The 14,542-nt window shown below is 68.8% G+C and carries 9 protein-coding genes; 4 read left to right on the forward strand and 5 right to left on the reverse strand.

The features are described 5' to 3' along the window. Nucleotides 1–106 precede the first annotated feature (106 nt). A complete protein-coding gene (locus G6N09_RS20300; RefSeq protein WP_163752763.1) occupies nucleotides 107–2,347 on the forward strand; it encodes a PE family protein in 2,241 nt (746 codons plus the stop codon). A gap of 431 nt (nucleotides 2,348–2,778) precedes the next feature. Next, nucleotides 2,779–5,010: a hypothetical protein gene (locus tag G6N09_RS20305; RefSeq protein WP_163752766.1), complete on the forward strand. Its 2,232-nt coding sequence runs from the start codon at nucleotides 2,779–2,781 to the stop codon at nucleotides 5,008–5,010. Between the two features lie 108 nt (nucleotides 5,011–5,118). Here the strand turns inward: G6N09_RS20305 and G6N09_RS10855 are convergent, their stop codons facing one another. From G6N09_RS10855 to G6N09_RS10875, 5 genes are all read right to left on the reverse strand, one after another. Beyond that, nucleotides 5,119–6,564, reverse strand: a complete 1,446-nt coding sequence (locus G6N09_RS10855) for an amidase family protein (RefSeq protein WP_083022678.1) — start codon at nucleotides 6,562–6,564, stop codon at nucleotides 5,119–5,121. A gap of 93 nt (nucleotides 6,565–6,657) precedes the next feature. Next, the gene (locus tag G6N09_RS10860; protein ID WP_083022679.1) at nucleotides 6,658–8,025 is read right to left on the reverse strand and encodes an FAD-binding oxidoreductase; all 1,368 of its coding nucleotides are present in this window, start codon (nucleotides 8,023–8,025) and stop codon (nucleotides 6,658–6,660) included. Nucleotides 8,026–8,054: 29 nt separating this feature from the next. After that, nucleotides 8,055–10,586, reverse strand: coding sequence for an FtsX-like permease family protein (locus G6N09_RS10865; RefSeq protein ID WP_234806893.1), 2,532 nt, complete (start codon nucleotides 10,584–10,586; stop codon nucleotides 8,055–8,057). Beyond that, entirely contained in the window at nucleotides 10,568–11,392 is an 825-nt protein-coding gene (locus tag G6N09_RS10870; protein ID WP_234806894.1) for an ABC transporter ATP-binding protein, read from the reverse strand. The genes G6N09_RS10865 and G6N09_RS10870 overlap by 19 nt, the downstream gene beginning before the upstream one ends. A 271-nt stretch (nucleotides 11,393–11,663) precedes the next feature. Continuing rightward, the gene (locus G6N09_RS10875; protein WP_083022680.1) at nucleotides 11,664–12,458 is read right to left on the reverse strand and encodes a DUF3109 family protein; all 795 of its coding nucleotides are present in this window, start codon (nucleotides 12,456–12,458) and stop codon (nucleotides 11,664–11,666) included. A 71-nt stretch (nucleotides 12,459–12,529) separates the two neighbouring features. Here G6N09_RS10875 and G6N09_RS10880 point away from each other — a divergent pair, with 71 nt between their 5' ends. Together G6N09_RS10880 and G6N09_RS10885 are read left to right on the forward strand one after the other, a co-directional pair. Beyond that, nucleotides 12,530–13,525, forward strand: coding sequence for a Ppx/GppA family phosphatase (locus tag G6N09_RS10880; protein ID WP_083022681.1), 996 nt, complete (start codon nucleotides 12,530–12,532; stop codon nucleotides 13,523–13,525). Continuing rightward, a complete protein-coding gene (locus G6N09_RS10885; RefSeq protein ID WP_083022682.1) occupies nucleotides 13,522–14,526 on the forward strand; it encodes an Rv0497 family membrane protein in 1,005 nt (334 codons plus the stop codon). Before G6N09_RS10880 ends, G6N09_RS10885 begins: the two co-directional genes overlap by 4 nt. Nucleotides 14,527–14,542 lie beyond the last annotated feature (16 nt).

Raw genomic sequence — 14,542 nt, forward strand, 5'->3', positions numbered from 1 at the left:
TGTCTTAATCAAATCTAAGCGTTAGCTCAGGCAGGTGCGTCGCGCGTCGTGCGACGTATCGCAGTCGAAGGAGGCCGGGTTGTCGGAACGTAGGCGTCATGAGAGTGTGCTTCCTGGTCGTAGCCGCCGGATGCTCGGTGCTGCGACGTCGGTGGGGGCGTTTCTTGCGTTCGGGATGACGCCGCTGGCGGCGACCCCCGCGCAGGCGGAGTTTGATCTGTGGGATCCGTTGTCGTGGTTCGGTGTGGACACCGGCGATGCGGGCCTGCCTTTGGGGCTGGAGGCCGGTGGTTTGTTCGAGGCGCTGGCGTCGGGCAGCGCTGAGGCCACCGGTAGTTGGTTGACGTCGGCTTGGGCGACGTTTGATGAGCAGCTGTACAGCGCGATCTATGACCCGGTTCAGGCGTTGATCGACAACCAGGCCAATGCATGGTGGTTGGATCCGCTGAATAGCGTGTTCGCGGTCGGTGCTTCGTGCGGCATCGTGTGTAACGGTGCTGACGCGTATTTCGACACCGATGCCGGCCAGCTGGTTGGGGCGCAGGATGGCGGCTGGCTGTTTGGCAACGGTGGCAACGGCATTGACGGTTCCGATGGCGGAGCAGCCGGGATTTTCGGTGATGGTGGCGCCGGCGGCGCGGGTGCCACGGTGACGATCGACGGCCTGGTTGTGACCGGCGACGGTGGCGACGGTGGCGACGGCGGTGTGGGCGGTCTGCTGATGGGTCACGGCGGAGCTGGCGGAGCCGGTGCGGCCGCAGGAATCGACACGTTGGGCAATGTGGTCGCTGCGGGCAACGGTGGCAACGGCGGCGACGGGCGGACCTGGTTCGGCATCGGCAACGGGGGTGCCGGTGGCAATGGTGGCCAGGGCCTCGACGCCGCCGGCGATCAGCAGGCGACCCTCGGCGGTAACGGTGGCAACGGCGGCAACGCCGGTATCCACACCGGCAACGGCGGCAACGGCGGTGTGGGTGGTAACGGTGGTGCGGGGCTGACGGGCTCGGACGGCACGTTCGAGGGCAACGGAACCGGCAACGGTGAGACCGGCACCGCAGGCGCTAGTGGCGGTAACGGCGGCAGTGGTGGTCGTGGTGCGTTCTTGATCGGTAACGGCGGCAGCGGCGGGGCCGGTGGCCTCGGTGGCGACGGCGGTTCCGGAGGCGGCGGCGCCGGGGGCGCGGCAGGCAGCTTTGCTGAGGGCGGCAACGGTAACGGCAGCGCCGGCGGCAACGGGGGTTACGGAGGGAACGGCGGGTCCGGTGGCAAGGGCGGCGCCGCCGGAACGGCACAACACTCCTGGAGCGGCATCAACGGCACCGGCGGTGTCGGCGGCAACGGTGGGTCAGCGGGCGAGGCCGGTGACGGCGGCCGGGGTGGCAACGGTGCCAACGGCAGTGCAAACGCCAGCGTCATCGGCTCCACGGCCGGCGGCAACGGCGGCCGCGGCGGCGACGGCGGCAACAACGGCACCGCGGGTACTGGCGGTGCCGGGGGCAGCAACGCCGACGGCACCAACGCTGCTGGCGGCGACGCCGGTGCGGCTGCAGGCCCGGCTGGCAACGGCGGTGACGGCGGCAGAGGCGGCATCGGCGCGGCCGGTTCCACCACCGGGTTCGCCGGCGGCAATGGCGGTGACGGCGGTAACGCGGGGAATGACGGATTGTTCGGTGGTGACGGTGGTAATGCCGGCGGCGGCGCCACCGGCTACGACGGAATGGGTGGCGTCGGTGGCAACGGCGGCAACGGCGGCAACGCGGTGAACGGGACTGGCGGCTACGGCGGCGCCGGCGGGGGTGGTGGCGCGTCGCCGACCGAGCTCCCCGGTGGCAACGGCGGCAACGGCGGCAACGGCGGCAACGGCTTGTACGGCGGCGGCGGGGGACCGGGCAACGGCGCCAACGGCCACGCCGGTGCCATCGGCGGGTCCGGCGGAGCCGGGGGCACCGGTTCGTCCGGCAAGTCCGGAGGTGCCGGCGGAGCCGGCGGCAACGGCGGCGCGAACTCCCCGGACGGTGCCGTCGGTGCCCCCGGCGGGATCGGCGGTAGTGGCAGTGCGGGCTCGGAGAACGGTTCCGGTGGCGCCGGTGGCGCCGGCGGTGACGGCGGTGCCGGAACGGGCAACGAAAACTCGGGCGGGATCGGCGGTCGTGGCGGTGACGGTGGGACCGTCGGCCCCAACGGCAATGGCAAGGGTGGCGACGGCGGCATCGGCGGCAACCAGGGGCCGGACGGCTACGGCGAGGGCGGTAACGGCGGCGACGGCGGCAGCGACGGAACGCCCGGCGGCAACGGCGGCCCCGGCGGCGCCGACGGCTCCCACGGAACCAACGGCGCCGATGGGTAAGCCAGCCCGAACATGAGTTGCATTGACGAAACCCAGTTGTCCGAACTGGGTTTCGTCAATGTCGCTGCTGAAGTCAGGCTCAGCTGACTTGCGATAGCAGCGCTTCCGTCGGAGGCCGGCGCTGTGTCCAGGGCTGTACCGACTCGATCTGGCCCGCCAGGGAGGCCAGGGTGGCCTCGTCGTTGGTCCGGACCGAAATAGCCGGCTGACCGCTGTACCTCCCGCGTTTGCTGAACTGACGTTCACTTTCATTGGCCCAATTCGTCTGGCGCGGTTGATGATCCGGCTTCGAGAGAAATCTTGGTCAATGTCGCCGATTCGCGACATCCGCTGCCAAAAGCGGTGCTAACCTCCGCCTTGCTCAAAATCTAAGGATTAACTCAGGCAGCGCCTGGTTTCTGGTGCGTCGTATCTCAGCTAAGGGAGGCCGTGTGTCGGAGTGGAACCGCAACGGGGGAGTACGTCCAGGTCGTGGTCGTCGAGTGGTGGGCGCCGCAACCTCGGTGGGAGTGTTTCTCGGGTTCGGGATGACGCCATTGGTGGCGGCTCCCGCGCAGGCGGACTTCGACCTGTGGGACCCGCCGTCCTGGTTCGGTGCGGACGCCGGCGACGTGGGACTGCCTCTCAGTCAGGAAATCGACGGCGTGACCGACCTGTTGTTGTCGGGCAGCGCAGAGGCCGGAAATTGGTTGACTTCCGCCTGGACGGCCTTCGATGAGCAGCTCTACAGCGCCATCTACGAGCCGGTCCTGGCGATCATTGACAACCAGGCCAACGCCTGGTGGTTGGACCCGTTGAACAGCCTGTTTGCCACCGATGCATCGTGCGGCATCGTGTGCAACGGCGCTGACGCATATTTCGACACCGACGCCGGGCAACTGATCGAGGCCCAGGACGGCGGCTGGCTGTTCGGCAACGGCGGCAACGGCATCGATGGCTCCGACGGTGGTTCGGCCGGCATCTTCGGTGATGGCGGCGTCGGCGGGGCGGGCGCCACTGGGACGATCGACGGGCTGTTCGTGACCGGCGACGGTGGAGACGGCGGCGTGGGCGGTCTCCTGATGGGGCACGGCGGAGCCGGCGGTGATGGTGCCGCCGCACGAATCGACACCCAGGGCAATGTGGTCGCCGCGGGCAACGGTGGCAACGGTGGCGACGGGCGGACCTGGTTCGGCATCGGTGACGGCGGCAACGGCGGTGCCGGTGGTCAGGGACTCGACGCGTCGGACGAATACCAGGCCACCATCGGAGGTAACGGTGGCAACGGCGGCAGCGCGGGTATCCACACCGGAAACGGGGGTAACGGCGGCGCGGGTGGCAACGGCGGCGCGGGAACGTCGGGCTCAGATGGCACATTCGACAACAACGGATCCGGCAACGGTGAATCGGGTGCGTCCGGCGCCAGCGGCGGCAACGGCGGTAGTGGCGGCCGCGGTGCGTTCTTGATCGGCAACGGCGGTAGTGGCGGGGCCGGTGGTGTCGGCGGTCGTGGCGGTTCGGGTGGGTCCGGCGCCAACGGTGCGGACGGCACCTTTGCCGAGGGCGGTGACGGCAATGGTGTCGCGGGCGGTGATGGCGGCTCCGGTGGGAACGGCGGGTCCGGTGGCAAGGGTGGTGCGGCCGGTACGGCACAGAACTTCTGGAGCGGCGGTAACGGAACCGGCGGCGCCGGCGGTGGCGGCGGCACGGCGGGAAGGGCCGGCGACGGCGGAAGCGGCGGCCACGGTGCTTGGGGCAGCGTCGGGGGGCCCGAGGAAATGGGCGAACGCACCGGCGGCAACGGCGGCGCCGGCGGCAACGGCGGCGACAACGGCACTGCCGGGTCGGGCGGTGGTGGGGGCAGCAATAGCGACGGTACGACAGCGGCCGCCGGCGCCGCCGGTGCGGCTGCGCGCCCGGGAGGCAACGGCGGCGACGGCGGCGACGGAGGATACGGATCTGCCGGGCGCGCCGATGGGTATGCGGGCGGCAACGGCGGCCAGGGAGGAGACGCTGGGAATGCCGGGTTGTACGGCGGTGACGGCGGGAACGGTAGCGCTGGCGGTACCGGATACAAGGGCACCGGCGGCACCGGCGGTGGCGGGGGCGAAGGCGGCGACGCGGTGAACGGGACTGGCGGCAACGGCGGTACCGGTGGTCTCGGTGGGCTGGGAGTCTTCGGCGGCAAGGGCGGTGCCGGCGGCGACGGCGGAGACGGTCTCTACGGTGGCGGCGGCGGCGCGGGCAATGGTGGCAACGGCTCTGCCGGCCCCGGCGGGGCTGGGGGAGCAGGTGGCCTAGGCTCGACCGGCAATGACGGCGGCGCGGGCGGCGACGGCGGCACGGGTGGCGCCGAGTACGGCGGTAGCGGCGGCGTCGGTGGACAGGGCCACGTGGGCTCCGGGCGGGGCGACGGCGGCGACGGCGGCAACGGCGGTGACGGCGCCCGGGGTACTGGCGGGGTCTATGCACCCGGGAACGGCGGTCCCGGCGGCGACGGCGGGATCGTCGGACCGAACGGTGACGGACGGGGCGGCGACGGCGGCGTCGGTGGCTACAAGGGTCGCGTCGGTGACGGCACCGGCGGTACCGGTGGTACCGGTGGCGCCGACGGCACGCCCGGTGGCAGTGGCGGCGCGGGCGGTAAGGATGGCTCGCGGGGGACGCCTGGTCTCGACGGCTGAGCGACGCCTAACGTTGCCAGGAGCGCTCGGTTATCGCAGTGGGAGTTTCGCGGACTGTTTTGGGAAACTCCCACTGCGGCAACGCATTACCGGGTTCGGGATGACGGACTAGCTGACCTGCGTCAGCAGCTTCTCGGTCGGCGGCCGACGCTGTGCCCACGGTTGTACCGACTCGATCTCGGCGGCCAGCGAGATCAGCGTCGCCTCATCGCTAGCCCGCGCCACCAGGTGTACCGCCTCGGGCAGGCCGTCGTCGGCGACACCGGTCGGGACAGAGATGGCCGGCTGGCCGCTGTAGCACTGCGGGAACGTGAACGGGATGAACTTCAGCATCCGCAGCATGGCGCGCGTCGGACCGAGGCCCTCGAAATAGCCCACCCGCACCGGGGGAATAGCCAGCACCGGAGTCATCAGGATGTCGAAGTCGGCGATTCTGCGTTGGGAGCGGGCGGTGATCCGGGGCTCCGCAGCGACGGCTCGATGCGCCAGCCAATCCGGAACCAGTCGGGCGGTTCGCGCTTCGGCCTGCATACGCCGTTCCAGCAGTTCGGTTTCCGGGAGACGCTCGATCTCATGGGCGAACCCGTTCATGAACAGTGCGAGTACCGAGGCAATGCCCGTGATCGGATAGACCGGATCGCGCTCGACCACTTCGTGGCCCAGCGACCGCAACAGCTCTGCGGTCGCAAGGACCGGGCGTCGTACCTCATCGCTGACGTGAACCGGGACCACCGGCTTGAAGGACATCGCGATCCGCAGGCGCCGCGGCGGCGCGAGCAGTGCCTCCATCAACGGGGGTGCCGGTGGCGGAGAGGGAATTTCATCGTCGGGCTCGGGACCGGTCATGGCGTCGTGCAGCAGGGCGGCGTCGGTGACACTGCGCGCCAGCGGCCCGATGTGGTTGAGCCCGTGGAACCGGTAGGCCCGCTCCGGCGACTCCTTGGTGCTGACTCGGCCGCGCTGGCCCTTAAGCCCGACCAGTCCACAACAGGCCGCCGGGATACGCACCGAGCCACCGCTGTCGCTGCCGGTGGCCCCTGGCACCATGCCGGCGGCGACAGCCGACGCCGAGCCACCACTGGAGCCGCCGGTGGTCCGGTAGAAATCCCACGGGTTGCGGGTGACCCCCCAGGTCGCTGATTCGCTGACCGGGTAGGCGCCGAATTCCGAGAGGTGGGTCTTGCCGATGATCACCGCGCCGGCGGCCCGCAGCCGGCGTACGGCGGCGCTGTCGGAGCTCGCCGGACCGGCGTCAATTCCGGTGCCGCACATCGAGGAAACGCCGGCCACGTCGGTGTCGTCCTTGACCGCGATCGGCACGCCGGCCAGCGGCAGGGCTTCGCCGGCAGCCAGCCGTTTCTCGACGTGTGCTGCCTCGGCCATCGCCCGGTCGCCCAGCACAGTGCGGAAGGCGTTCAGCACCGGGTCGAGCCGGGCGATCCGATCGAGGTACAGAGTCACCAGCTCGCGCGGGGATACCTCGCGCGCGTGCACCAACTGCGCCAAGCGCGCGACGCCAGCGAAGGCCAACTCATCATCGTGCGCGGCAGACATCCCTTGCGTCCTTTCCCCGCGGACAACAATACCTACCGTGCGCCTGCGTAAATGTGTGTCCGCGTTGGCGACACACTGAGAACTCGGGGAGGGTCAGGCGCCCGTAGCGGGCTCGATGTTGTGGTTGAGGGTGAACCGGTTGTGCGGGTCCAGCTGCGCCTTCAGCTCGGCGAGACGCTGGTACCCGGCATCGCCGAATGTCGCGCGGATGCGGTCCTGCCCTTCATCGCCGACGAAGTTCAGGTAGGCGCTGTCCGGGCCCAGTGGCCGCAGGATCTCGAAAGCCTGCCGGGCCCACGCCGTGCAGCGCGCGCTCTCGGCGGGATTGGTCCACGTCGCCATCAGATGAATGATGTACGGGTGCGAGCGGGCGACGATGGCCGTCGACTCCGGGGGAACCCGGCTGGCGTAGCCGCCGAGCCGGATCAGGTGCAGCCGGGTCTGTGCCGAGGGCCGCGACCGACCGAGCAGCGCGATGCGCCGGATCGCCTCGTCGGTGAGTTCGGTGACGAACAACGACTTCCAGTAGTTGAGCCAGCCGTAGGGCGCCGTGTAGTCCAGCGCCTGCTGCCACGTCGAGTAGTCCAGCTTGTGTTGGACGGCGACCACCGGCTTGGTCGCCGCGCCCCGGACGTTGAGTAGCGCGGTGACGTCATCGTTGCCGATCGCGTCGGTGCGCGTCGAGCAGGCCAGCACGTTGACCAGCGATTGACCCGTGGTCAGGTCGGTGGAGAAGTCCAGGATGGAGGCCAGATGGTCGGGGGCATTGTCCATCTGGGCCCGGAAGTGCTTGAGGGCTGCTTCGGCGTCGCTGTCGGGGTAGGACTGCACGCCGGCCACCACGCCGTCGATCGGGTGCAGGCGCAGGACGAACTGTGACACGACGCCGAAGTTGCCGCCCCCGCCACGCAGGCCCCACAGCACCTCAGCGTTTTCGGTCTCGCTGACGTTCATCACTTCGCCTGATGCCAGCACCAGGGTTGCGCCGATCAGGTTGTCGCACGTCATGCCGTGGGCACGCGAGAGCCACCCGATACCGCCGCCGAGTGAAAAGCCGCCAACGCCCGTCGTCGACACCACCCCGCCCGGGCAGGCCAGCCCGTGGCGGCTCGTGACCGGGTCCACGTCACCCCAGGTTGCACCCGCGTCGACGTAGGCGATCCGCGCCTGCGCATCGACCCGCACCCCGCGCATCTGGGTCAGGTCGATCACGATGCCGCCCTCGGTGGCCGAGTGGCCGGCGACGCTGTGCCCCCCACTGCGCACCGCAATCTCGGCGCCGGAGTCCACGGCATACCGGACGGCGGCCACGATGTCGTCCTGCGATTGGCACTGCAGCACCACCCGGGGGCGCTTATCGATCAAACCGTTGAAGACCTGCCGCACCTCGTCGTAGCGGGCGTCGGCCGGGTAGACGGCATCACCGGTGAAGCCGGGCACGGTGGGGGTGGTGGCTGTCATCGCATCCTTAACAGGTCAGCGCGGCGAGCTCACTCGTCGCGAAGTTCGGTCGCCGGCGTGGACCGGGTGCTCTTCCAGGCGGGAATGATGGCGGCGAAGACCGCGGCGACGGTGGCCAGTACGGCGTAGAGCACCGCGTCTGTCCAGGGGAACACCAACGGGGTGACCAGACCTACGTTGACGACGGCCGCCCGGCGCACGGCCTCGGAGATCGCGATCGAGAGCACCGCTCCGAACAGGCCACCGGCGGCGCCGGCGACGACCGCCTCGATCGTGGTGATGCTGAACACCCGCGTGCGGGTGGCTCCCAGGGCTTGAATCAGGGCAACCTCTCGCCTGCGTCGGATCCCGACCAGCAGCAGGGTGGACAGCACCGAGATGAAGGCGATTGCCAACAGGCCGTACTTGAGCGTGTTCAGCGGGGTGAGGTAACGCCCGATCGAGGTTGCGATGTCGGAGGCGTAGCCGTCGGTGTCGACTGCGGTCAGTGGCTGGTCGAACTGCGCTGCCTGGATGTTCTCGATGACCTGGCCGGCGGTGAATCCATCCGCCGGAGTGGCGAAGATCAGGCCGGCGGGCTGGGGGCCGTAGATCTGTTCGGCGATCGAGTACGGCATGTAGATCCGGCGGCCACCGTATTCCGGCGTGGCGACAATGGTGCCGATGCTCATCGCCTGCGCGTCGAGTCCACTTCCAAATACGAGAGTGTCACCGATGTGGAGGTTCTTCTCGCGGGCCAGAACGCTGCCGATGACGACTTGATTGGCTTTCTGGCTTGACTCCGGAGATTGCCCGGCGAGCAAACCGAACGGAAAGGTCGGGCGGTCCTGGGCCTGAATATGCGCCAGCGAACCGTCTTTGAGACTGATCTCGATTTCGGCCATCCGCTCAGTCTTTTCCACACCGGCAACCGAGTTCAGCTTGTTGACCGTCTGCGGCGCGAATCGAGCGTCAATGGGCCCGTAATCGGCGAACTGTGTCGTGGTGATCGCAATGCGGCCGTCCGCCTGCGACTCGGCGACTTTGGTGGCGCCGATGTGGATCGCCACCAGGAACCCGGACAGCAGGATGGCCACCACGACGGGAACCGCAATGGCGCCCGAGATGGCCGCGGTGCGCGACCGGTCCGAGCGCAGGGCGTTGAGCGCGATCGTCAGTGTCGCCCCACTCGCCTTGTCGGGTCTGGGGCGCACGCTGGTGATTGCCTGCGCACTCAGGTACGCCGTGGCCAACAGCAGTCCGATCAGCGCGACCACTGCACCGATATCGGCGATGATGGCCTGCCAGGCGACCAGGGCGCCGGACAGCGTCGCCAGCCGCGCCGCAATCACGCCGGTCAGTCCGATCGCCAGCAGCAGGAGCGCCTTGAACCAGATCTTGCGCTGCGTGGTCTGTTCCTGGGCCGCGCGCCCGGACAACTCGGCCGCGATAGGGGTGTTGGACGCCGAGAGGGCGGGGCCGATCGCGGCTCCGACCGCCAACAGGATGCCGGCCACGACGCCGACGATCAGGATCACCGGCTTGAGGATGACCGGGACGGTGACCCCGACGAAGCGCTCGGTCAGCTCGCTGGCGCTGGCCACGATGGGTTCGGAGATCACGATGCCGGTCAGCACGCCCATCGCCGAACCCACGGCACCCAGCAAGGCAGCCTCGCTGAGGAAGCCGGTCATGATCGACGCCGGGGATGCGCCGAGTGCGGAGGCGATCGCGATCTCGCGCCGGCGCTCCTCGACCGAGAGCCGGGTGATCTGGGTGATCAGGATGACCCCGACGCCGATCGAGATCAGGGCGAAGATGCCCAACAGGGGCAGCAGTACGTCGTTGACGTTGTAGCCCTTCGCCGGCTCGCTGCGGGGCTGCACGTTGTAGGTGGGGCCGAGGGTGGTTTTCAAGCGCTGCTGAACTTCGCCGGCGTCGGCGTCTTTGTCCAGGGTCACGTACAGCATGTCCACCCGGTCGCCGCGGGCGAACTGCACCTTTGCCATGCTCAGCGGCAGCACCGCGACCAGGCCGTTGTTGACATCGTCGAGGTCGGCCACCCGCTGGAACTTCTCCAACGACAGTTGCCCGACGTCGGTGACCAGGGTCGCCGAATCATTTAGCGAGTCGCCCAGCGACTTCGAGATCGCCGGCGGGGGCTCGGCCTGCCCGGCCTGGCAGACCTTCGGGTCGACGATCCACTGAGCCGAGCAATCCACGCCCAGGGCCAGCCCGAAGCTCTCCTTGCCGTCGTTGCGGATCATCGTGACACCGCGGATGACCGGCACCACGGCCCCGACTCCGGGCACGGCGCGGGTGTCGTCGACGACGGTGGGATTGATGCCGCCGCGGGTGGCCGCACCGACCACGCGCAGCGGCGCGGGCCCGGCGATCTGGTAGCCGACGTCCTCGACGGCCTTGGAGACGCTGGTGACCTCGATCATGACGGCCACCACCACGGCGACGCCGCCGCCGAGGGAGAACGCGGCCAGTGCGGCCCGGAAAGCGTGTTTACGGACGGCTCGGAAGTTGATTATCCGGAGCAGGCCGAAAGTCGCGGCTAGTGTTCCGCGAGCCATGTCACATTGTTTGCCGCGTGAGCCATTCCACTGTCGGTCTCGACTTCGCCATCGAGCAGCGAAATCAGGCGGGGTGCGTCATCCGCAATTTTCCGGTCGTGAGTCACCAAAACAATTGTCTGGCCGGCTGCATTCAGGTTGTACAGCGCGTCGATAACCCGCTGGCCATTTACCGTGTCCAGGTTGCCGGTCGGTTCGTCGGCGAGAATGACGTCGGGCTTCATGAACAGCGCCCGCGCAACGGCGACGCGTTGTTGCTCGCCGCCGGACAATTCCGAGGGAACGCGCTTGGACTTAGCAGCCAGGCCGACCTGGTCGAGCAGGCTCATCGCATGGGCATGCTGGCTGCGGCCCGATTTGCCGGCCAACAGGCCCGGGAGCATGACATTTTCGACCACCGAGAGGCCCGCCAGAAGATTGAAGGCTTGGAAGACGTAGCCGAGGGTCTGGCAACGCACGGTGGCCAGTTGCCGGCGCGAGAGCTGGGAGACGCTCTGGCCGTTGATGAGGACGTCGCCGCTGGTTGGCATGTCCAGCAGGCCCAGGATGCTGAGCAGGGTGGACTTGCCCGAGCCGGAGGGTCCGACCATCGCGACGAATTCGCCGCGGGTTATCTGGATATTGATGTTGCGCAAAATGGGAGTGGCGGTATCGCCCTCACCGAACTGTTTGTCGAGATTGCGAGCCTCAAGGACCACGGGCGGCCGGAGAACGACCGGCGGCGTGTGTCCGTTCCGGTCGAGCGCGATATCCACGGTGTGCATCTCGGTCCTGATCTTGAATCTCCAGCGGGCGTCGTAATGCATCCGATCATGCCCGCGTTGGGCGCGTTTCTCAATTCCTTACGCACTCCGCGAAGTTGGTGCGTTACGCGGCGCTCTGGGCCGATCATACCGACGTTCCCCGCCTGCCGAAAATCGTTCGGCGACGACACCTACCACGGGCAGCGGCGGTGGCCCCGGGGCCTCCGCACGGTCAGACTCCGTCGCCGGCGGCCCCGCCGCGGCGAAAATGTGGGCGCTGACCTGGGGCTATTTCCTCATGGATTTGCGGCCACCCAAGTGCACCATGCTCCGGTCAGGTAGGCCGGGCGGCGGCCGTGGCCGGGTGCACAGCCACCAGGCCGAGCTCGTTGCGACGCTCGCAGATCGCCGCCAATTCCGCGTAGGCCTTGGCTCCCAGCAACTCGGTCAGCTCGGGCCCCAGACTCTGCCAGACCTGGCGTGCGCCGACGTGCGTCGCCGGGTCCCCGGTGCAATACCAGTTCAGATCCTCGCCGCCCGGCCCCCAGCCGCGCCGGTCGAATTCGGTGATCGTGGTCTTGAGGATCTCGGTGTCGTCCGGGCGGGTGATCCAGTCCTGACTGCGGCGGATCGGCAGCTGCCAGCACACCTCGGGTTTCATCGTCAGCGGTTCCACGCCCAGCCGGACGGCCTTGAGATGCAGCGCACAGCCCGCGCCACCGGCGAAACCGGGTCGGTTCAGGAAGATGCAGGCACCCTTGACGGTACGGGTGCGGAGTTGCTCCTGGCCGTCGTTCTCGTCGTACTCCAGATACCCCTTCTTGCCCAGCCCTTTGTCGCGCAGCTGCCAGTCCGCGTCGGTCAGCTGGGCGACCGCGTCATCGAGATTGGCCCGGTCGTCGTCGTCACAGAGGAACGCGCCGTGCGAACAGCATCCGTCGTCGGGCCGACCGGCCACGATGCCCCGGCAGGCCGGCGTCCCGAAAACACAACTCCAGCGGGACAACAGCCAGGTGAGGTCCGCGGCGATCAGGTGTTCAGGGTTGTCCGGGTCGTAGAACTCCACCCATTCGCGGGGGAAGTCCAGTTCGACCTCACCGGGGTGAGAACGGGTCTGAGCGGGGGTCACAAAACTCCACGCTAGACCAGAAATTCACGTTGCCTCACCTTGTCCGGGCCTCGCACCACTAAGTTGGGTGCGTGCGATTAGGGGTGCTCGACGTCGGCAGCAACACCGTCCACCTGTTGGTGGTCGATGCCCACCGGGGCGGTCACCCGACTCCGATGAGCTCGACCAAGGCCACGCTTCGCCTGGCCGAGGCAACCGACAGCTCCGGCAAGATCACCCGGCGCGGCGCTGACAGACTGGTCTCGACGGTCGCCGAATTCGCCACGATCGCAGCGAGTTCGGGCTGTGCGGAGCTGGTCGCCTTCGCCACCTCGGCGGTGCGTGACGCGTCCAATTCCGAGGATGTGCTGGCCCGGGTGCGCTCGGAGGCCGGTGTTGAGCTCCAGGTGCTTGCCGGGGAGGACGAATCCCGGCTGACCTTCCTGGCGGTGCGGCGCTGGTTCGGCTGGAGTGCCGGGCGGATCAACAACCTCGACATCGGCGGCGGGTCGTTGGAGATGTCCAGCGGTGTCGACGAGGAGCCCGATGTGGCCCTGTCGCTGCCGTTGGGCGCCGGCAGGCTCACCCGCGAGTGGCTGACCGAAGACCCACCCGGGCGGCGCCGGGTGGCGATGCTGCGGGACTGGCTGGACACCGAACTGGCCGGAGCCGCGGCGGCGGTTCTGAATGCCGGCCCGCCCGATCTGGCGGTCGCCAGCTCCAAGACATTTCGTTCGCTGGCTCGGCTCACCGGGGCGGCTCCGTCGGCCGCCGGGCCGCGCGTTCGGCGCACACTGACCGCCACGGGCCTTAGGCAGCTCATATCATTCATCTCTAGGATGACCACGGCTGATCGGGCCGAATTGGAAGGAGTGAGCGCCGACCGAGCGCCACAGATTGTGGCCGGTGCTCTGGTGGCGGAAGCGAGCATGCGAGCGCTGTCTATCGAAACGGTGGAGATTTGCCCGTGGGCGCTGCGGGAGGGCTTGATCCTGCGGCGGCTCGACAGTGAAGCCGACGGTGTCACCCTGCTCGGATCCCCGGCGATGAATCTCGCCGCGGCACGGTCGAAGGGAGGGGATCGATGACTGAATCCAAACCCGACCCGCGCGATGTCGAGACGCGACCCATCTCGGTCGCCGAACTGCTCGCCAAGAACGGCAGCATCGGTTCGCCGCCGGTCACCGGGCGACGTCGGCGCAGACGTGGCAATGCCGACGCCGTCACCGTCGCGGAATTGACCGGCGAGATCCCGATCATCCGCGACGAAATCCCACCCGAGCCCGCGCCCGAGACCCCTCCGGCGGGCGGTGCCGACGGCGAGCCGAGCGGTGCGCTGCCGATCGGTCCGGCGCCCGGCTTCGTCGAAGACGAACAGCCCACGACCGGACCGCGCCCCGCGCAACGGGTGGAGTCCGCCCCACGCCGGTCCGCCGAGCAGCGCTGGCCCAAGTCGCCGCCGCAGCCCCCGCGCGTCACCGGCCCGCAGCAGAGCCCCTATCCGCGGCCGCAGCGCCGGTCCGAGCCGCCCGTCGTCGAGAAACCGCAGCCCGACGATGTCCGGGCGGCGGGTTCGGGTGCTGAGCGGATGCGGCCGGATCCGGTGGACGTCTATACCGGGATCGACCTCGACGCGCTCAACGCCGAAGCTCGCGGTACCGAACTGAACACCGGGGACTCCGCCTTCGTGCGGTCGATCCTGACCCAGGGCAGCCCCACCGAGCGTGCGATCGGGTCGGCCCTGGCCGCGGACCCCGACGTCGACACCGTGGACGCCGGCCGTGACGGGGCGACCGCCGAAGCCGACCCCGCTGACCAGTACGTCGGTCGGCCGGGCGTGGTCGGCGGCCTTCTGGTCGTGCTGCAGTCGATCCTTGCGGTGGCGTTCGGTGGTGGCCTATTCATCGCCTTTGACCAGCTGTGGCGGTGGAACAGCATCGTGGCCCTGGTGCTGACGGTCCTGGTCACCCTAGGTCTGGTTGCCGCGGTGCAGGCGGTCCGCAAGACCGTCGACATCGTCAGCACGTTGATCGCGGTGGCGGTCGGTTTGCTGGTCACACTGGGGCCGCTGGCGCTGCACGCCAATTAGCCGTTCAGTATTAGTC

Source organism: Mycolicibacter minnesotensis (assembly GCF_010731755.1).
Lineage (GTDB): Bacteria > Actinomycetota > Actinomycetes > Mycobacteriales > Mycobacteriaceae > Mycobacterium > Mycobacterium minnesotense.